Raw genomic sequence first — 17,489 nt, forward strand, 5'->3', positions numbered from 1 at the left:
TCCCCGGCAATCACCCGGGTCAGGCTGCCCTCAGCTTCACCACCCCGCTGCGACGAGGCGGCGGCGAAGGTCTCTCACCTCCACTCGAATCAACAGCGCCTCACGGCGCACGCAAGCATCTCGGCAACCGCCACCTGGATCTGCTGGGACCGGGCGGAGAACGCACCCAGCAACCGGTCCTCCAGACCGTCGATCTCGAAGGCGGGGCTGCGCCGCTCCCCGCGGGAGCGCCAACTCCACGACACCGGCAGGCGGGCGGTGATCGCGTCGGCGAGCAGGTCGTCGTAGATCTCGGAGCACGCGACCACGGCGTGGTGCAGCGCGCGGGAATCCAGGGAGCGCCACTTGCCATCGGGGCCTTGAACCTTGTTGGCGATAACGACGTGGGTGTGCAAGTTCGGGTCGCCCGTGCGGGTATCCCAATGCTCAAACTCCGCCGCGAGCATCCCCCGGGCCGCGACCTGGGCGCAGCCCTGCGCGCCGACCCGGGTGTGCAGGAAGCGCTCCTCCACCAGAGCCAGGACGGCGGTGACTGCTTCGCGGTGGGCATCGACGATCGCCAGCTGGACTGTCTCGTCGCCGAGCGCCCAGAGCACGCTCGCGGACTTCGGCACGGTGAAGGTCAGATCGAATCCGGCGACCGCCGCGCGCACCGGGCGGGCCCGCTCTACCTTCTCGATCTCTGCCCCCTGCGCCTCCCGCTCACCGTCGGCAAGCGAGTCCGGCAGCTGGGCAAGCGCCTCGGCAATCCGCTCATCCGCTGATCTGTAGGCCGGGTACCCCAGGCCGAGCGCCTTCCCGCTGACCGGATCGCGACCGGCGCCGTACAGGGCGCCCATCGCTTCCTCGGTGACCAGCGTTCCGGCGGCCAGCCCGTGGCCGGCGTCCACTCCGGCCAGACCCGCGCCGACCCAACGGCCGGCGGGGTAGCCAGAAGCGGCGTAATACGCCGTCAGCGGCGTTCCCGCCTCGCGGCATGCGTCGCCGCACGCGGTGTGCCGCAACAGATACCGGTATCCCGATCCCGCCGAGAGACGGGCAAGCGACATCACCGCGCGCACCGGCGGCCGGGTCGTGGAAGGACTCCCATGCCCTACCTGTGTGCGCGAATGGGGCCCAGATCGACGCCGGCCACCCCAGGTGCCAGACGAGTAAGTGCTCGGGAGCTTCGCTGCCCTGTGCGCGGGGGTTGTGAATGTGTGGGTCCGCTCGGCGCGGTGGGTGGTGGCGGTTGGTTCGCCGGTGGTGCTGACGTACCGTCAGCTTAGGGCGAGTCCGTCCACGCCCGCCAGTGTCCGGCGGCGCCCGGGGTCGGCCGTGATGGTCCGTCAGGTGCTTTCAGGGTGCCGGCGGAGCACACTGTGAACTGTGTCGTCCGCAGACGTCGACTGCACTCTGGTGCTGTGGTTCGAGCCCGTGAGAGCGAGTATGACGCGGGGTTCCTCGGGTGTTGCCGGATTGCTGCCCATCAGAGCGCGAGGATCTGTTTCCTGGTAGAGGTTCCCTGCGGGCGGCACGCCGAGGCCGGGTCCGGGTCCGGAAGCGGTCGGCCTCTACGGCCAGATCGTGGCGATCACCGGGCCGCCGCCCAATGAGGTCGTCACGGCCGTCGAGGATGTCGTCTTCGGACCGTCCGAGGACACCTCAACGACCACCGAGCCCCAGGACTACGAGAGCACGCCAATCAGTCCGACCGAGAGTGACCAGTCGCAGCCGCCGGGGCCTGGCCACTGAATCGCGACCCAGCCACGACCGCGACATCGCTACCGGGGGGAACGCAATGGGATCGATAAGGGACGACGTGGGCGCATCGCGGCGACACGGGCGTGCGTGGCCGCACTTGTGCTGAGTGCCAGCGGCGGCGCGGCATGGGCGGTCGGAGCTTTTGACACGAGTCCGCTCGACATCGCCGGCGGACTGGGCGGCGGGCTCGCCGCCCGGTACGGAGACTTCGTCCAGGGCAGCGGCGGGCCCTCGGGGCAGGGGGTGCTCACGTACACCGCCACCGTCACCCTGAAAGCGGGCTCGAACAAGCCCCGCCTCTCGGACATCACCATGACGGTCGTGCCGGTCGACGTGCACGGCAACGCGATCGGACCGGGCCGGGTGCTCCTGGCCGGGTCGGCCAACCTGAACCCCGCTTGGCACGGCAAGAAGGCTCCCCTGAACTGCCGGTGCACCGGCCCGAAACGCAAGGGCGTCACGCGGACGCAGCCCACCCGCATGGAGCTGGACACGGAGGTTGGGACGCTGGACCTGACGAGCATGTTCGCCAGCTTCGGCCACACCCGGTACGTCGATGCTGCGAACGCGTCGCAGGTTCTGGGCTGCGTTGCCAGCGGGACGAGCATGGATGAGGACTACCGGTTGCTGCAGGCCGGCGCAGGTCTGGCTCATCGCGACGCCGTGCGGACCGACAAGCTCGGCATGGGCTGGTCCTCGGGCGAGCCCGAGGCCCTGACCACGGAGGGCGCGCCGTTCCCGCTGGGGTTCAGCACCAACAGCGGCATCGTGGGCACCGTCCGGCAAGGACCGGGCGGACGGCTGACCGGCTCTTTCTTGCCGCCGGCCGAGAACCCGACCGAGCCGTTCGCACGCAACGCCGCCTACGCCTGGTGGGAGATCGCCGAGGACTGCCTCGACGAATCCCCCTGCAGCGGGCACGGGGACCGCAGCTTCCACGGCGCGACCGGCAACGCCGCCTGGATCATCCACGAGGGAAGCCCCCAGGTCTTCGTCATCACCGGCTACGCGCGCTACGCCTGCACAAAGCCAACCGCGCCGGCGTGCACCTGACCCCTGCGAAGCAGTGACTAGGCTCGACTCCGCGCAGCCAATGACGGCTCGAGACTCTATGGTGGGTCGCCGCCGAGGCAATCCGGTGCAGTTACGGGCTTAGGTTGCTCAGGGTGCGGATGAGCCGCGGCTCGTCGTCGGCGCGCAGCTTGTTCACGTGAGTCGCACGGTCGGAGAGAACGGCGAAGTCCAGTGCCGTCAGGTGCGTGATGGTGGCCAGCGGGACGCGGTAGAGGGACAGCTGCTCCGGGGTTACCTCCGCCGCGAAGGCCTGCAGCCGGGCGGTGCTCAACCTAGCGCGCTGTCGGCGACGGTGCGGCAGGTCACCACTCTGGGAATCGGCTCACGGAGGGACGCGCCGCCCACGAACCGGGATTGCGAGTACGTGCCGACGGGGCTTCCGTGGGTCCGCTAGCGATCGAACGCTCGCTAAGCTACTGGCCGCGCTGGGCTTCGCTGTACGGCATCATGGCTGTTCTTGGTTCTCGGATCAGGATACTTAGCGTGTAAGCACTCACAACTCTGTCCAAGAGTAGAGGCCTGTGTTAGAAAGGTCGAGTGCGCGACCATCGAGGGCCCTGGGCCACGAAGCCGAGGCCACCGGCGGGGATTGTTCCGAACCGCATGCGGGCGGCTCGTCACCGGCATCGGACAGGACTGAAATGACGTCCCACTACTTCGGCGCCATCGCCCAACGGGACGAGCCGCTGACTCGGGCTCGGAACCACTGGCGAGGTGAGCACCTGGGTATCCACGAGGAGGGCTTCGTCGCCATGACCTCCGTGTTGCGGGTGCATCGGATGATGACGCTGGCGATCGAGCAGGAGTTCAAGACGCACGACATTAAGCTCAACGACTACCTGCTGCTGGTGACCCTCGAACTCTCGGAGAACGGCACACGCCCGATCGCGCGGCTAGCGAACAGCCTGATGATCCACCCCACGACCGCCACCCTCGCGACCGACCGGCTCGAGGCACGCCGCCTGCTCTCCCGGTCTCCGCACCCGTCCGACCGCCGCGCGACGTTGGTCACCATCACCCAGGCCGGCCGGGACCTGCTCCAGCGGGCCTCCGCAGTGCTGGACAAGCTCGACTACGGACTCCCCGGGGTGTCCGGCGAGGACCGCGCTCACCTCGTCTCCCTGGCCCGCTCGACAACTCCAAGCCCGGTCCGTGCGGTCGCGCGGGCCGGTCTGAAAGGTGGAACTCGTGGTTGACATCGCCCTGCCGTGGGTCGTGGACACCCCACTGTCCACCCGGTTCCCGGTGTACACCCGGGCCAACGTCGGCGAAGTGTCGCCGAGCGTAGCCACTCCGTTGTTCTGGTCGCAGATCGGTGGCGCGCCGGCGGAGCGGGTCTGGAAGCAGGTGCTGGTCGACTTCGGAGCGTTCGACGCCGACGAGTTCCGCGAGGTCATCGACATCCAGGGGATGCTGCACGGCTACGTCTATCTGAACCTGTCGAACCTGCGGGTATTCGGCGCCCGCATGCCCGGTGCCTCCCCGGAGTTGATGGACCGCACCTACCTCGGCGAGCGCTCCGACGTGCCGCCCTACGAGCCGCACCCGGACGACGACAAGCCGGAGTACACCGAGCGGATCCTGGCCTCGGTCGGGCGGGTGTTCGCGACCGAGCACCGGGACGACTTCCTCGAGTTGGCCGGGCAGGCCGCGAAGCTGCGCGCGGAGCGGCCTGACTACTCCTCGATGTCCGACGCCGAGTTGGTCGCGCTGCAGCGGGTGCGGATGAACGAGTACTTGCCGTTCCTCTACAAGCACCTGCTCATGGTCTACGAGTCCTCGCTGGTGACCGGGATGCTCGAGCAGACGCTCGCCCCGCTCGGGGACCCGACACTGACCGCGCGCCTGATGGGCGGGCTGGGAAACATCGCCTCCGCCGCACCGACGGGAGCGCTGTGGCAGCTCTCCCGTCTGGTGGTCGCTTCGCCGGTGCTGACCGCGGCCTTCGAGGCCGGCGTCTTCGGGCTGCTCGGCCGCCTCGCCGACACCGACGGCCCGGGGGCGGAACAGTTCCGTGTCGGCTGGGACGCGTTCATCAGCGAGTACGGCTCCCGGTCCACGAATGAGTGGGAGGCGATGCCGCAGACCTGGGAGACCCACCCGCAGATCCCGCTCGGGCTGGTCGAGCGGATGCGACTGCAACCGGAGGACCGTGACCCGGCTTTGCGCTCGCAGCGGCTTCGTGCAGATCGGGAGGATCTGACCGCGAAGCTACGGGACCAGTTGGCGGACTCGCCCGAGGCGCTCGGTGCGTTGGACCTGGCGCTGCGGCTGGTCGGCATCTACCTGCCGGCGCGTGAGCTGTCCAAGACCAGCCTGATCCGGGTGCTGCACGAGGCCCGGCTGCCGATGCGCGCCCTGGCTCTGCGCCACGTCGCCGCCGGACTGTTTGCTCGGCCGGAGGACATCACCATGCTGCGCGAGGACGAGCTGGACGCGTTCGTCGCCGACCCGGCCGCGTCGGTGCCGACGATCACCGAGCGGTGGGCCTGGCACGCCGCGCTGGCCGAGCGCGAGCCGCCGTATCTGGTCAAGGCGGGCGAGGTGCCGCCGGTGGCGTCCTGGGAGCTGCGCACCGAGCCGTCGATGCCGCGGGCCACGAGCGGGGAGATCCTCACCGGGCTCGCCGCCTGCCCCGGCGTGGCCAGCGGACGCGCCCGGGTGATTCGCGACCCGGCCGACGCCCACGACCTGGAGCCGGGCGAGATCCTCGTCGCCCCGATGACCGACCCGGGCTGGACCCCGCTGTTCACCTCGGCCGAGGCGGTTGTGGTCGACATCGGTGCGACGCTCTCGCACGCCGCCATCGTCAGCCGCGAGCTAGGGATCCCGTGCGTCCTCGGGGTCACTCACGCCAGCTTGCGGATCCCGGACGGCGCGATGCTCACCGTGGACGGAACGGCTGGCCTGGTCACCGTCCACTGACGCGCCGGGGTTGCCGATCAGGCTGACGGTCGGTGGCTGATGCCGTGCAGGATCATCGTGGTGATCTCGTTGGTAATCCGGCTGGCGGCGGGTTTCGGATTCCCCGGCGCCATCAACCAGTCATCAAGTAGCGCGAGTGCCATGACCATGCCGATGCCGGTGGCCGCGGTGATGGGCGCATCGATGCCGCCAAGACGTTGGGTGGTTCGCTCGGCGGTGGTGATGCCCTCCATCTGCCCGAGGGTCTTGGCCAGCTTGTCCGCGACATCCATGGCGGCGTGGTGAAGCGGGTCGTCCGGGTGGACCCGGGCGGCGGCCAGTACGAGGACGAGTTCGCGATGCTGACGTAGAAGCATGTAGAAGCCCGTGACGAAACTGCGGATGACGTCTTCGGTGCTGTGAGTTTCGGTGATGCGTTGTTCCCAGGTACTCATGTACTGGGCCATGAACTCTTGAAATGGTTCGAGAACAACATCTTCGAACAGCCGGGTCTTGGAGCCGCAGTAGCGGAACAGCATCGTTTCGGCGACTCCGGCGCGGGCGGCGATGTCGCGGGTAGTGGTGGAGTGGTATCCCCGGGTTAGGAACAGGTCGCGGGCGGCGGCCAGCAGGAGTGGCCGGACCTCCTCGGCCGGGCGGCGGGGCCGCCGGGTGCGCTTCTCCGGCCGGTCCACGCTGCCAGGGTACGGCTCGCCCCGGCCAGTCATCGTTGAGCGCCGCCGGCGGGGTTCCACGCGCCGAACACCGGCTCTTCGAAGAATCCCTGGGGCGCGGCGCATACCTCGTGGATGGCCCGGATGCAGACGGCCGCCGTCGGAAGCCACACCGTGTCCTCGGCGTCGGTGAACAGGAGCTCGGTGTGCAGCGACGGCCGACCGTCGATGTCGATGTTCACCTGGTACGGCATCGCCTCACCGGGCCCCGGTTCCGGCGCCTTCAGCCAGTGCTCGGGCACGCCAGCGCGTTCGACGTAGTGGATCCACCGCAGTCTGATGAAGGGCCGGCCGTCCCGGTACCCGACGTACTCGTCTTGAGCCCGCTGATCGTTCCCTTCCGGAGCTTGCCGGCACCGATTTCGAGATCCTTGGTGGCGAACGCGAACTCGATGTCGCCACCCAGCTCGATCTTGTCCAGGCTCACACCGAGCCGCCGGGCGAGCTTGTCCACGGGGGCCGGGAAGAAACGCTCCGCCCAGTAGCGCAGATCGGCCGAGTTCGGGTTGAGCTCGCCGACCTCCTTGCCGAACCCCAGGGTCAGCATGAACTCGGCGACCGGGTGACGGGACGGGTCGTAGGTCTCGGTGATGCGGATCTGGTCGATCTCGGCCGCCATGCCACTGAGCAGCGCCGGCACCCGATCGGCCACGAATCCGGGGTCGATGCCCGCTCCGAACAGGGTGCTCCCCCCTTGCGCGCACGCCGCCTCGAGGCGGGCCATCAGCTCGGGGCCCTCGATCGTCGGCGAGAAGTAGGAGGCGCAAGATCACGTTCTTGCCCGACGCGAGCAGGTTCACCACATCGTCGTCGAACGGGATCTCCGCGTCCCCTGTCGTCGCTCCTGAGCAGTGGATGACCACGTCGGCTTCCATCGCCATGATCTGTTCGCGAGACCGCGTGGCGTACACGCCGGTGGGTGGCCGCCCGCACAGTTCGCCGGCGTCCTTGCCCTCCTTGGCGGGATTGGACACCCACACGCCGACCAGTTCCAGGTCGGGGCGATCGACGATCTGCTGCAGGCTCCAGCGACCGACCGCGCCGGTTGCCCACTGAATGACGCGGGTCATGTTCCCTCCCGAGTTCGCAAGGCCCGGGCTGTGGACAGGGGCCGGCGCGTGCCGGCGGCCTCGTCCGCCGCTCGGGGTTCCTGAACAACGGACGCTAAGTCTGAATCTGACTCCAGCTCAGTGCTGGGATTGAGGCCGGGGGTCCCGGCCACCGTCAGCGCCAGCCGCACCGCGAGGTAAGCCAGCAGCAGGGTGGGCGCGCAGAGCAGGTACATCACCCAGAGCGGCGCGTTCTCCTGCAGTCCGGTCCACAGTGGCCAACCGACGACGCTGTACCCAGCGGTCATCCCGATGGTCACGCAGAGCACCCCGAGTACGGCGCGCGGACCACGGAGCCAGTCCCGCAGCACCAGGAAGACCAAAGCGCCGAGCAGCGGTCCGACCATGTTCACGAACGGGTACCACAGCGGGAACCCGAGCACCTCGAACGGCTGGTTTCCGTAGTAGCCGTAGGCGCCGAGTCCGACGCCGATGAACTCGGTGACGACGTCGGTGACCACGACGAACCCGATCAGCGGCCACATCCGATTCGCCGGCCAGCGCTGGTCCAGGGCCCGCCAGAACAAGTAGGCCTGGCCGCCGATGATCCAGATGTAGCTGGTCAGCACGAACACCGGCAGCCGCACGTCGAGCAGGGACAGGTAGGCGACCCCGCCCGTGGCGGGGTACCAGACCCCGCCGTTGACGTCGAGCAACGGTTCGAACAGCGAACAGATCCCGCCGCCCGCCAGGAACAGCGCGGGCACCCCGTCCCGGGCAGTCAACCACTGTCGTGCGGCGTAGCCCATGCAGCCGACAAGAACCAGCGCGGACAGCACCGTGAAGATCGTGTACGCCGGCTCCGAGATGTCCTTCACCGGCTGGGTGAAGCCGGGGTCCCGAGCGATCAGCGACGCCAGCATCACAGCACCCGCTGGATGCCGTAGGCGACGATTCCACGTCCCGGGTTGCCCCAGGCGTCCAACTCCGCAAAGTCGTCGTAGGCGTGGAAGCAGCTCGAGCCCTCCGGCTTCTGCGGGCCCATCGGCAACCAGAAGCCACCCATCGACCGGGTCCGCTCGACGATACGTTCCTCGGTGCCGTCCAGGATCAGCCGCAGGTGCTTCATGGTCCCGGCCGGGGTGTACGTGTAGTTCATCTCGGTCACCCGGCGCTGGGTGCCGTCGGCCTGGTTGAGGAAGCCGTCGGCGATCGTCGTTCCCTTGGTGTCCATGAACTTCATCGCGGTCAGATCGAACCCGTCGAAGGTGCCCCACACGGTCATGTACTCCTGCCACTGACGCGAGTCGTCGCGAAAGCCCCACGTGCGGTCGCGGAAGCCGAGGCCGTCGAAGTCAACCTTCTCCCCGTACATGGTGATGGTCCCGGTCACGCTGGTGCCCTGCTCGTAGTGGCGCAGCGGCTTGTCGCTGATCAGCCCGCCCATCACCTTTTTGGGCGAGTAGTCCATCGGTTGGAACCGCGGCGCGTAGGTGATGTCGACCTCGAGGTCGGGGTGGCGGACGGTGAGCCGGCCGTTGGTGTCGAAGTCGATGTGCTCGCTCGTGTAGGAGTCCTTCGGACAGTCCTCGTTGATCTCTACAGTGCGGCCCTTCACATTCAGTTCGATCCGGGCCCAGCGAAACGCATTCGGTGAGGTGGATACGTGTACCTCACCAAAGATGTCCTCGGTGTGAGACCAAATGCCGAAGTAGGCGTTGTCCCGGTAGTCCGGGTCACCGGGGCCGGCGATGTCCGGGTGCAGTGGTTCGGCGAGCGGCCCGAAGTCGATCACAGGGCGGTCGGCTGTCGCGGTCATGGGCTTCCCTCGGTCGGTCGGTCAGACGGGCAGTGCTGCTCAGGCGGTGGCTGATTCGGTGGTGCTCTCGCCGGCCTCATCGGCGCGACGGATCACCTGGACGGTGCCAGCGCTTCCATCGATGCGGACGTAGTCGCCAGTGCGCAGGTCGCGGGTGCCGGTCTTGGTGTTCACCACGCAGGGGATGCCCAGCTCGCGGGCGATGACGGCGGCGTGACTCATGGTTCCGCCGATGTCCACCACCAGCGCCTTGGAGATGAACATGATCGAGGCCCACCCGGGATCGGTGGTGGGCGCGACCAGGATCTCGTCCTCCTCGACCTCAGCGAAGGTGGGATCGGTGACCACCCGGACGACGCCCTCCGTCGTGCCCGGGCTGACCCCGATCCCGGTCACCGTGTCGGGCCGCTCGTCCCGGTTGTCGTCGCGAAGGGTCGGCGTGGGCAGTCCGGTCCAGGACTCGGGCACGTCGTAGGTCAAGTATTCCTGGTACTTGGCCCGGCGTTGCTCGACGAGGTCGCGGGCGTTGCGCAGCGACGCCTGCACGATCTCGTCGGCAGTGAGGAAGAAGACGTCCTCACGCTCGTCGATCGCGCCTTGCTCCGCGAGATGTTCGCCGATCCGGCGGGCCGCGGCCCGGGCGAGGTCCAGGGACTGTAGAAACGCAGCCTTCTGCACGCCCCGAAGGGGGATTATCGCTGCGGCCGTGCGCAGGGTGAGTGCGGCCACCGGGCGGGTCACCGGGCCGAATGCGGCGAGTAGTTGCTTCTCCAGGGCCTCCCGCTCGCGGCGGCGGTCAGTCTCGATCGCTTCCGGCGCAGCGCTGTCGGGGCGGGCGGCGTAGGCCTTGATCATCCGTTCCAACGGGGTCCGGTCCTCGCGCCACATGTGTCGGGAGATCTCGCCCTCGCACGGCCCGTGGTAACCGTGCCGCCGAACCACCTCATCTAGGTCCAGTCGACCTCGGGACGCGGCCCACAGGTCGGCCACCACCGCGGTCTCGGCGTGTGAGCCGTACCCGCCCATGAAGGCGTTGACGTCGCCGACGCCGGAGCGCTCCACCAGCCGGCGGAGCTGCTCGTACATCGGGGTGATCGCGCACACCACGGCCGCCGAGGCGATCACGATGTTGCGGTTGAACAGCGTCCGCGCGCTGGCGAACATCTGCACGGCGCCGAGGTGGTCCAGGTGTGGGGCCCGCGGGATTTGCTCCTGCCACAGCGCCTCGGCCTCGAGCTGACAGCGCCGCACCCGCCGCCCGGTGCTGGCGAACGCATACGGGAACCGGGCGGCGATGATCGGGGCCCGCCGGTAGTCGGGCTGGTTGACCATTCCCGGCGGCACGAACCCGAGGATCTGGTCGACCACGGCGGTACCGCTGGTGCCCGGCATCCGGTCGCCGATCAAGGCGAACGAGTCGGCGCGAGCAGCTACCCGTCCGTAGAAGGTGGTGAGGAAGCGGTCCTCCAATCGAGGCGGGACCAAGCTTTCCCGCCGGGAGAAAATTCCGGCGAAGTAGGGTCCGCCGCGCAAGGCCAGCTCGCCGCCGTAACCGAACACGGTCCAGCCCAACGGGGTGAGAACCCCGGGCATCGCTTCGCCAACGTTCGAGCGGGTCCAGGCGACGTCCTCGCCGAAAGGCTGGTGCAGCACATCGAGTGGCGCGGGCAGGTCGGGGCGTTCCACGGGGGTCGTCATCGGACTCGCCTCACTTGGAGATGTACGCGTAGCCCTAGCCGATCAGGGAGGCAGCGCAGTGAGAGGCGCCAGGACCAGGGCGGCTAGCTGACAGCGTTGGTCAAGTCACAAACTATCGACGCTCACGGGAGTTTGCAAGCGATGCTTTCAACCGTCATGACCCGATGCGGTAGCGGAAGCTGGGAGCCCCCAGGCGCGCAGCGGACGCGGTGACGCAGCGCCACTTGCAACGCGCCCACCCCGGCGGTTACTTGCTTCGACGGGGTGATCGTCAGCTGGCGTGCGACGACCGCGTCGGGCGCTTCGACCCGGCACTCCGCTTGGCCGGTGCGGGCTGCGTAGGAACGTCTTCGTGCACCAGCTGATGTGGCCGGTGGGCGATGCCGTGCACCATCAGGGAGGTCAGCTCGTTGATGATCCGCTGACGGGAGGGATGCCGGCCCTGGTCGGCGAACAGCCAGTCGTCGAACATCGTCACCGACAAGACGGTGCCGACGATCAGTCTGATCAGCACCGGCATGTCAATCGGTCCGAAGTTGCGCGCAGTCACCTCCGCGTGCGCGACTGACTCGATCTGGGCCAGCAAAGGGCCGAACGGAGAAGGTGCGTCCCCGGCGTCGCCGAGTTCGTAGGCCCGGGCGTTGGCCAACGCCATTGCCAGCTGGCGATGCTCACTGAGCAGATCGAACACGCCGGCCACGAACTCCGAGCACAACGCCTCGAAGGAACGAGTCGCCACCGGCGACTCTTGCCAAGCTTCCACGTACTCCGTAACGAACCCGGCGAACGGCTCCGCGACCGCGCGCTTGAACAACTCCTGCTTGGATCCGAAGTGCCGGAAGATCAAGGACTCGTGCACACCGGATTCGTTGGCGATCTCCCGCGTGCTCGTCCCCGAGTAGCCTCTCGCTGCGAACAGGCGCTCGGCAGTCGACATCAACGTACTTCGGACGTCCTCGCTCGACCGCCGCCCCGCGTGACCCCTCATGCCCACTCCTTGCCGTCCTGAGCCATCCTAGGCTCGCCCCCGAGCAGAGGGCGCGAAAGGCGGGTCACGGCGGCGGGGAGTGGCTCGGCAGCATCGCGCTGGCGCGCCTGCCGAGATAGTCAGCGCAAAGGTCCGGGTCCGGGGCCGTTCCTCGGGGCTGCGCCGGGGCTCACGGCCTTCGGGGCAGTCATCGCGAAGGGCCTTCCTGGGGCGGCGGCAGAACCGTCGGTTTGCCGTTGCTGACGAACTGTCGCTTCTCGATGGTCATGAGGTACGGCAGAACCAGCCAGAGCAGGATGAACGGCAGGTTGTAGGCCCACCAGCCGGTGACTCCGTAGAGCGTGTTGCCTAGGCGGTGGTCGAACTCCAGGGCGATCGAAGCGGTGTAGCCGACCCACATCGCCACGTACATCCAGGAGGTGATGATCAGGTAGTCGTAGCCGACCCGGCGCATCTGCAGGAACGCGACGGCGGCCACGATGCGCATCGGCATGACGATCAGCACCGGGATGAGCTGGAACGCCTTCTCGGTGATCGCGCTCGAACCGCCGATGGACGTGTGCCCGTTGAAGTCGACGTAATAGGCACCGTCGAACATCGCGCCCCAACCGGAGTCGAAGGTCAGGCCGAGCTGGGTGTCGTGGATTGGGGAGAGGTCGACGCCCCAACCGAGGAAGTTGATGCTCGCGTCGATCAGCACGATCGTGCCGATGATGGTGATCGACCAGGGCCGGATCTGCTGGCCCAGGCGCTGAGCCTTACGCATGATCATCGCCGAGCGGGCCAGGCACAGGATGCCGATCGGCCCGACGAAGAAGGTGCCGGTGAGGATGATCCCGACGGTGAGCCACTTGTCGGCTTGTTTCTGCAAGGGCCCGAAGCGATCGTAGTAGCCGCCCGGGCTGGGCTCCGAAGCGTCGATCGCTTCGGTCCGCTCGATGTGCGTGGTCATTGCACTTGCCTCACTTCAGCACGTAGCCGTAGCCCCATCGGGTCAGGATGTAGGGCACGGTGAAGGACGCCAGGACCATGGCCACGAAGATGTTGGCCACCATGATGCGCACGATCACCTTGTGCAGCATCGGCAAAGAGCGGATCTCGGCCAGCATGCCGGGGCCGGCCACACCGACTCCGCCGTTGGGATAGCGCTTCTCCAGCTCGTCGAACGGAACCTCGGTGGGCTCGCTCAAGGACCCACCCCGGTAAATCATGACCTTCCAGAACGCGAGCACGCCGGCCATGACGACCCAGGTCCCGACGAGCCGCACGAGATCGGCCATCAGCGCTGCCCTCCGGATTCGGCTGGCGGGGTGCGTGGCCCGGTCCAGTCATCCGGGAAGTAGGGACCGCCGGGGGTGTTGTAGCTGGGCTGCAGGTAGCCGTCCCCGAAGCCGGTGCCGTATCCGCGGTCGATCGCCTGGCTGTAGTTGATCGCCATCATCGTCAGCACCCATCCGATGAACATCGCGACGAACAGGTAGCCGAACACCTTCTGGTCCGGCGCTATCTCGTAAGCCTTCGGCGTCGTAGCCATCGCCCACCTCCGCGGTGCGAGCGTGTGCTCGCTCGTTGCGGAAAGTATCTGTGGCAAACCTCACTGTCAAGCCTTGACAATGGCCCATTTAGTAGGGCTCTATGGAGCGAGTACTCGCTCGTTGGATTCGTCGGACGGCAAGGAGTCGAGATGACCGCCAACCCAGGATTGCTCGACCCGCAACTCGTGCAATGCCCCTATCCGTTCTACGACACGCTGCGGGAGAACTCGCCGGTCGTCGAGGTTCCGGAACTGGGGTTCCTCGTGACCCGGTACGACCTGGTGAAAGAGGTCGTGCTCAACCCGGAGGTCTACTCCTCGGCCTACTCGACCGGGTTCGCCGCCGTCGGTCTGTCGCTGAACGAGATCCCGGAATCGGCCGCGGAGATCCTGGCCAAGGGCGACTCCGGAACCAAAGCCTTGCTGTGGGCGGACAACCCTGCCCACGGCCGCCAGCGCCGCCTGGTCGGCCAGGCGTTCGGCCCGAAGCGGGTCAAGCAACTGTCGGAGAGTATTCGGGCGATCGGCACTGAGCTGCTCGACGGGATCGTCGACCGCGGTGAGGTGGAGCTGCTCACCGAGTTCGCCGTCCCGCTACCGCTGATGGTCATCGCGGATGCGCTCGGGGTCGGTCGCGACGATCTCGATCGGTTCGACCGCTGGTCGCGCGCCATCATCAAGCCGGTGGGCCAGCTGGTCCCCGAGGACGAGTACATCGAGCTGGCGCACCAGTACATCGAGTTCCAGAACTACTTCGCCGAGCAGATCGATGCCCGCAAGATCGAGCCGCGCGATGACCTGCTCTCCGACCTGGTCCAGGCCGAGTCGGCCGGTGAGAACCCGCTGACCCGCAGCGAGCTCTACGACGTGATCGTTCAGATCATCGTGGCCGGCAACGAGACCACGGCCAACGCGATCGTCATGGGGATGGGCATGTTGCTTGAGCGGCCCGAGCTCCTGGCCAAGCTGCGCGCGGAACCGGCCTTGTGCGCGCCGTTCGCCGACGAGGTGCTGCGACTGGAGTCGCCGGTGCAGGGCTTGCCCCGACTCGTGCTCTCCGACACCGAGCTCGGCGGGGTGCCGATCCCGAAGGGCTCGAAGGTGATCGTCATGTTCGGCGCGGCCAACCGCGACGCCAAGGCGTTCGCCTGCCCGGCTGACATTGACCTCGAGCGCAAGAACCTCAAGGGTCACCTCGCCTTCTCCTGGGGCATGCACCTGTGCCTGGGTTCCAGCCTCGCACGCGAGGAAATGCGCATCGCCTTCGAGCTGCTGCTGACCCGCCTGGCCGACATTCGGGTAGCCGAGGGCCACGAGCCGACCTACAAGCCGTCCCTGATGCTGCGCGGCGTGGACGAGCTGCCCCTGACCTTCACCAAAGCCTGATGTCCGGACAGATCACGGCTCGGAGGCACTCATGAGCGGTCGCCCGGCGCGGCGCTCGACGGAGGACGTCCGGGCCAGCCTGATGACGACGGCGGCGGAACTCTTCGCCGCCCGTGGTTACGCGGGCACCACTACCCGGGACATCGCGGTGGCCTCCGGCGTGCACGAGTCGCTGATCTTCCGGCACTTCGGTTCCAAGCAGGACCTGTTCATGCAGGCGGTGGCGGAACCGTTCGCGGACTTCGTCACCGAGTACGTCCGCGGTTGGGAGGCCGCGCCCGTCATGGCGCGGTCCTTCGAGTCGTTGTGCTCGGAGTTTGTCGCCGGCGTCTTCGACCTGTTCGCCGAGCATCGGCAGGTGGCGATGGCTCTAGTGAGCGCACGGGCCTATGAGCTGGATGACGCGGAGGACGCGCTGTCACCGTTCGCTCCGCTGATCGCGCAGATCGAGAGCGTCGCCGACGCTGAGGTATCAGCACGTAACTTCGGCCCGATCGACCTGCCGGTGGTGATCCGGCTCATCATCGGCGCGCTGATGTCGGCCACCATGTTCGAGGACTGGATGTTCGGTGACCAGCGACCGCATCCCTCCCGTCAGCGGCTGATCAGCGAGCTGACGATGCTCATGGTGCACGGTTTGGCGCATCGGCCTGAACAGCTCGTGCACGTGGACAGTGGCCGGCCCGCCATTCCGTCGGCCAAACGCGTCACTGGTCGCCATCTGCCACTGCCGCCGTCTCGTAACGCCGGCCGCCCGACTGCCTGACTGCCCCCTAGTTGAAGGACCGCGAGATGAACCGATCGTTTGCGTGGAGACGCGGATTAGGTGCTGCCACGTTCGTCAGTTGCCTCGGGGCGGCGACGCTGGTCCCGGGCGGGGAAGCACGGGCCGACGGAATCGCCTACTACGAGGCCGTCGCCAAGGCCGTCGGTGCGGGATACACCCTCTCCAACCAGTCTGTTCCGCTCGGTCTGGTGTTTGAAGGTATCGGCCCCGAGGCCGACGCACGGCAGAGCAGCTTGCAACGGGCCGACGCCAACGCGTCCGTGCCGTACTTCGGGGACACCATTCCGGGGCTGCCGGGAACGCTGGGCGGGATCTACAAGCTCCCCATCCCGTCCTATCCCCTGATCGCGTCGACGAGCTACGGCGAAGCACCGGTCGACATCGACTTCCCGGGTGTGTCGATGCATGCCGAGAGCACCGCCTCATCGACGATCGCGCGGTCGTCGATCGGGAGTGCAGCGACCGGCGCTGCGGCAGCTGCCCGGGTGGACGAGACGGCCGACGGCGGTGTGGTCTCATCGTCGGACTCCGAGTTCAATGCCCTCAAGCTGGGCAACCAGATCACGCTGTCCGGAGTCCGCTCCAGAGCCGTGACGAGCGCAGATGCCGCCGGGAAGCTGACCCGCACCGCGACCCTGTCCATCGCTCGGATCTTTGCGCCGGGCCTGGCTTTGACCCTGCCTGAGAACTCCACCGGCGAAGTCCCGATCCCGATCCCGATCCCCGGCGTGCCGAACACTCCACCGATTCCGGTGGAACCGTTCCCGGTGCCGTACGGCGGCCAGACCATTGTGGCGCCCGAGATCGGATTCGTGAACGGGACGTTCACGATCGCGCTGCCGTTCGCGGGTGACACGCAGCGGTATGCGGTCCCGGCCGGGCCGGTCATCGATGCCTTCAAAGCCCTGGGCATCACCCTGGGCTACCAGTCCGCGGAGATCCTCCCGACCGGGATCGCGGCTCCCGTGCTCTCCATGGGGTTCACCTTCCCGTCGCCGCCCCCGAATCAGTACGTCCAGGGCGAGACGCCGGTGACCTTCAGCATCGGCCAGGCGCTCGCGTTGGTGGACGCGCGCACCGCCGGGTCTGCGAACAGCACCAACGGCACCGCATCGGCGACCGATGGCGGCTCGGCGCCCACCCTTCCTTCCAGCGGAAACGTGCCCGGCGTCGACCAGATCGCCGCGTTGTTCCCCTCGCCAGTGGCACCCGACCAAGTTGGATCTGTTCCCGTGGCGGACGTGCCGGTGGTGCAGCAGGCACTCACGGTCAACGGCAGAGCGTCGACGGTGGGGGCCGACCTTTCGAGCATCTACTTCGTTCTTGTCGTCGGCGGGCTGCTCGCTTTTGTGGCCACGACGGCGCTGCGACTGATGGGAGTCCGATTCCGATGGGGTTCATGATCTATCTGCGGGCGCAGTGGGACCGGGTGGGCGCCGTTGCCGGCGTGGTGATCGGGCTGCTCTGCCTCCTGAATGGCTGGATCGGTACGAGTGGGACTGAGCACGTTGCCGAGCAGATCCCGTTCATCGTCTCGGGTGGACTGACGGGAATCTTCTTCCTCGGCATTGGTGCCGCCATGTGGGTCTCGGCGGACCTGCGCGACGAGTGGCGTGAGCTCCGGGTCCTCGGAACCCAACTGGACGAGGTTCGGGAGCAGCAGGCCGAACTGCTGGCCGGGCGCTCCCTGGCCGGTGGCGGGTCGTGAGCAGTCACGCTGCCCTCACGGCCGAGGTTCCGAGGACGGCCCGGAGGGCGCCCGCGGGCGGTGCC

General features: G+C 67.7%; 20 protein-coding genes and 1 pseudogene. 8 read left to right on the forward strand and 13 right to left on the reverse strand.

Annotated features, from left to right (window positions below; all coding sequences use genetic code 11):
- Positions 1–89: 89 nt before the first annotated feature.
- Positions 90–1,049: a MobF family relaxase gene (gene mobF, locus H0X00_RS02555; RefSeq protein WP_293767134.1), complete on the reverse strand. Its 960-nt coding sequence runs from the start codon at positions 1,047–1,049 to the stop codon at positions 90–92.
- 517 nt (positions 1,050–1,566) lie between these two features.
- Here mobF and H0X00_RS02560 point away from each other — a divergent pair.
- Both H0X00_RS02560 and H0X00_RS02565 read left to right on the forward strand, forming a co-directional pair.
- Positions 1,567–1,734 (forward strand): hypothetical protein, encoded by a 168-nt coding sequence (locus H0X00_RS02560; protein WP_293767135.1) that lies wholly within the window; start codon positions 1,567–1,569, stop codon positions 1,732–1,734.
- 96 nt (positions 1,735–1,830) lie between these two features.
- Entirely contained in the window at positions 1,831–2,796 is a 966-nt protein-coding gene (locus H0X00_RS02565) for a hypothetical protein (RefSeq protein ID WP_293767136.1), read from the forward strand.
- A gap of 91 nt (positions 2,797–2,887) precedes the next feature.
- Here H0X00_RS02565 and H0X00_RS02570 read toward each other — a convergent pair whose 3' ends face one another.
- Positions 2,888–3,088 carry a hypothetical protein gene (locus tag H0X00_RS02570; RefSeq protein ID WP_293767137.1) on the reverse strand — a complete coding sequence of 67 codons (201 nt, stop codon included), beginning with the start codon at positions 3,086–3,088 and terminating at the stop codon, positions 2,888–2,890.
- A gap of 370 nt (positions 3,089–3,458) precedes the next feature.
- Here H0X00_RS02570 and H0X00_RS02575 point away from each other — a divergent pair, with 370 nt between their 5' ends.
- Together H0X00_RS02575 and H0X00_RS02580 are read left to right on the forward strand one after the other, a co-directional pair.
- Entirely contained in the window at positions 3,459–4,013 is a 555-nt protein-coding gene (locus tag H0X00_RS02575) for a MarR family transcriptional regulator (RefSeq protein WP_293767138.1), read from the forward strand.
- Positions 4,006–5,742 carry a PEP-utilizing enzyme gene (locus H0X00_RS02580; RefSeq protein WP_293767139.1) on the forward strand — a complete coding sequence of 579 codons (1,737 nt, stop codon included), beginning with the start codon at positions 4,006–4,008 and terminating at the stop codon, positions 5,740–5,742. The genes H0X00_RS02575 and H0X00_RS02580 overlap by 8 nt, the downstream gene beginning before the upstream one ends.
- Positions 5,743–5,759: 17 nt before the next feature.
- Here H0X00_RS02580 and H0X00_RS02585 read toward each other — a convergent pair whose 3' ends face one another.
- From H0X00_RS02585 to H0X00_RS02630, 11 genes and pseudogenes are all read right to left on the reverse strand, one after another.
- Positions 5,760–6,416 carry a TetR/AcrR family transcriptional regulator gene (locus tag H0X00_RS02585; RefSeq protein ID WP_293767140.1) on the reverse strand — a complete coding sequence of 219 codons (657 nt, stop codon included), beginning with the start codon at positions 6,414–6,416 and terminating at the stop codon, positions 5,760–5,762.
- Positions 6,417–6,445: 29 nt separating this feature from the next.
- A complete protein-coding gene (locus tag H0X00_RS02590; protein WP_293767141.1) occupies positions 6,446–6,697 on the reverse strand; it encodes a hypothetical protein in 252 nt (83 codons plus the stop codon).
- A complete protein-coding gene (locus H0X00_RS02595) occupies positions 6,679–7,179 on the reverse strand; it encodes a hypothetical protein (protein ID WP_293767142.1) in 501 nt (166 codons plus the stop codon). The genes H0X00_RS02590 and H0X00_RS02595 overlap by 19 nt, the downstream gene beginning before the upstream one ends.
- Positions 7,180–7,312: 133 nt before the next feature.
- Positions 7,313–7,525, reverse strand: a pseudogene (locus H0X00_RS23600) (hypothetical protein); the annotation flags it as partial.
- On the reverse strand, positions 7,522–8,427 hold the full coding sequence (locus tag H0X00_RS02600; protein ID WP_293767143.1) for a hypothetical protein: 906 nt from the start codon (positions 8,425–8,427) through the stop codon (positions 7,522–7,524). The pseudogene H0X00_RS23600 and the gene H0X00_RS02600, both read right to left, overlap by 4 nt.
- Positions 8,427–9,323: a hypothetical protein gene (locus H0X00_RS02605; protein ID WP_293767144.1), complete on the reverse strand. Its 897-nt coding sequence runs from the start codon at positions 9,321–9,323 to the stop codon at positions 8,427–8,429. The genes H0X00_RS02600 and H0X00_RS02605 overlap by 1 nt, the downstream gene beginning before the upstream one ends.
- Before the next feature lie 39 nt (positions 9,324–9,362).
- A complete protein-coding gene (locus tag H0X00_RS02610; RefSeq protein WP_293767146.1) occupies positions 9,363–11,021 on the reverse strand; it encodes a PEP-utilizing enzyme in 1,659 nt (552 codons plus the stop codon).
- A 271-nt stretch (positions 11,022–11,292) separates the two neighbouring features.
- Complete coding sequence (locus tag H0X00_RS02615) at positions 11,293–12,009, reverse strand: TetR/AcrR family transcriptional regulator (protein ID WP_367186401.1); 717 nt, start codon at positions 12,007–12,009, stop codon at positions 11,293–11,295.
- 187 nt (positions 12,010–12,196) lie between these two features.
- A complete protein-coding gene (locus H0X00_RS02620) occupies positions 12,197–12,961 on the reverse strand; it encodes a hypothetical protein (protein ID WP_293767147.1) in 765 nt (254 codons plus the stop codon).
- A gap of 10 nt (positions 12,962–12,971) precedes the next feature.
- Positions 12,972–13,289 (reverse strand): hypothetical protein, encoded by a 318-nt coding sequence (locus tag H0X00_RS02625; protein ID WP_293767148.1) that lies wholly within the window; start codon positions 13,287–13,289, stop codon positions 12,972–12,974.
- Complete coding sequence (locus H0X00_RS02630; RefSeq protein WP_293767149.1) at positions 13,289–13,543, reverse strand: hypothetical protein; 255 nt, start codon at positions 13,541–13,543, stop codon at positions 13,289–13,291. Before H0X00_RS02630 ends, H0X00_RS02625 begins: the two co-directional genes overlap by 1 nt.
- A gap of 150 nt (positions 13,544–13,693) precedes the next feature.
- On the opposite strand from H0X00_RS02630, the gene H0X00_RS02635 reads away from it, so the two are divergent.
- From H0X00_RS02635 to H0X00_RS02650, 4 genes are all read left to right on the forward strand, one after another.
- Entirely contained in the window at positions 13,694–14,929 is a 1,236-nt protein-coding gene (locus H0X00_RS02635) for a cytochrome P450 (RefSeq protein ID WP_293767150.1), read from the forward strand.
- 82 nt (positions 14,930–15,011) lie between these two features.
- Positions 15,012–15,695: a TetR/AcrR family transcriptional regulator gene (locus H0X00_RS02640; RefSeq protein ID WP_293767179.1), complete on the forward strand. Its 684-nt coding sequence runs from the start codon at positions 15,012–15,014 to the stop codon at positions 15,693–15,695.
- A gap of 26 nt (positions 15,696–15,721) precedes the next feature.
- Entirely contained in the window at positions 15,722–17,119 is a 1,398-nt protein-coding gene (locus H0X00_RS02645) for a hypothetical protein (protein WP_293767151.1), read from the forward strand.
- Positions 17,116–17,424 carry a hypothetical protein gene (locus tag H0X00_RS02650; RefSeq protein ID WP_293767152.1) on the forward strand — a complete coding sequence of 103 codons (309 nt, stop codon included), beginning with the start codon at positions 17,116–17,118 and terminating at the stop codon, positions 17,422–17,424. The genes H0X00_RS02645 and H0X00_RS02650 overlap by 4 nt, the downstream gene beginning before the upstream one ends.
- Positions 17,425–17,489 lie beyond the last annotated feature (65 nt).

Origin of the sequence: Sporichthya sp., from assembly GCF_013815995.1 — a bacterium.
Classification (GTDB): domain Bacteria; phylum Actinomycetota; class Actinomycetes; order Sporichthyales; family Sporichthyaceae; genus Sporichthya.

What these genes read in the sequence shown, in the direction of transcription:
- mobF (WP_293767134.1), bottom strand. Translation starts at nt 1,049, where the DNA reads ATGTCGCTTGCCCGTCTCTCGGCGGGATCGGGATACCGGTATCTGTTG.
- H0X00_RS02575 (WP_293767138.1), top strand. Translation starts at nt 3,459, where the DNA reads ATGACGTCCCACTACTTCGGCGCCATCGCCCAACGGGACGAGCCGCTG.
- H0X00_RS02595 (WP_293767142.1), bottom strand. Translation starts at nt 7,179, where the DNA reads ATGGCCCGCCTCGAGGCGGCGTGCGCGCAAGGGGGGAGCACCCTGTTC.
- H0X00_RS02600 (WP_293767143.1), bottom strand. Translation starts at nt 8,427, where the DNA reads ATGCTGGCGTCGCTGATCGCTCGGGACCCCGGCTTCACCCAGCCGGTG.
- H0X00_RS02605 (WP_293767144.1), bottom strand. Translation starts at nt 9,323, where the DNA reads ATGACCGCGACAGCCGACCGCCCTGTGATCGACTTCGGGCCGCTCGCC.
- H0X00_RS02610 (WP_293767146.1), bottom strand. Translation starts at nt 11,021, where the DNA reads ATGACGACCCCCGTGGAACGCCCCGACCTGCCCGCGCCACTCGATGTG.
- H0X00_RS02615 (WP_367186401.1), bottom strand. Translation starts at nt 12,009, where the DNA reads ATGAGGGGTCACGCGGGGCGGCGGTCGAGCGAGGACGTCCGAAGTACG.
- H0X00_RS02620 (WP_293767147.1), bottom strand. Translation starts at nt 12,961, where the DNA reads ATGACCACGCACATCGAGCGGACCGAAGCGATCGACGCTTCGGAGCCC.
- H0X00_RS02625 (WP_293767148.1), bottom strand. Translation starts at nt 13,289, where the DNA reads ATGGCCGATCTCGTGCGGCTCGTCGGGACCTGGGTCGTCATGGCCGGC.
- H0X00_RS02630 (WP_293767149.1), bottom strand. Translation starts at nt 13,543, where the DNA reads ATGGCTACGACGCCGAAGGCTTACGAGATAGCGCCGGACCAGAAGGTG.
- H0X00_RS02635 (WP_293767150.1), top strand. Translation starts at nt 13,694, where the DNA reads ATGACCGCCAACCCAGGATTGCTCGACCCGCAACTCGTGCAATGCCCC.
- H0X00_RS02640 (WP_293767179.1), top strand. Translation starts at nt 15,012, where the DNA reads ATGACGACGGCGGCGGAACTCTTCGCCGCCCGTGGTTACGCGGGCACC.
- H0X00_RS02645 (WP_293767151.1), top strand. Translation starts at nt 15,722, where the DNA reads ATGAACCGATCGTTTGCGTGGAGACGCGGATTAGGTGCTGCCACGTTC.
- H0X00_RS02650 (WP_293767152.1), top strand. Translation starts at nt 17,116, where the DNA reads ATGATCTATCTGCGGGCGCAGTGGGACCGGGTGGGCGCCGTTGCCGGC.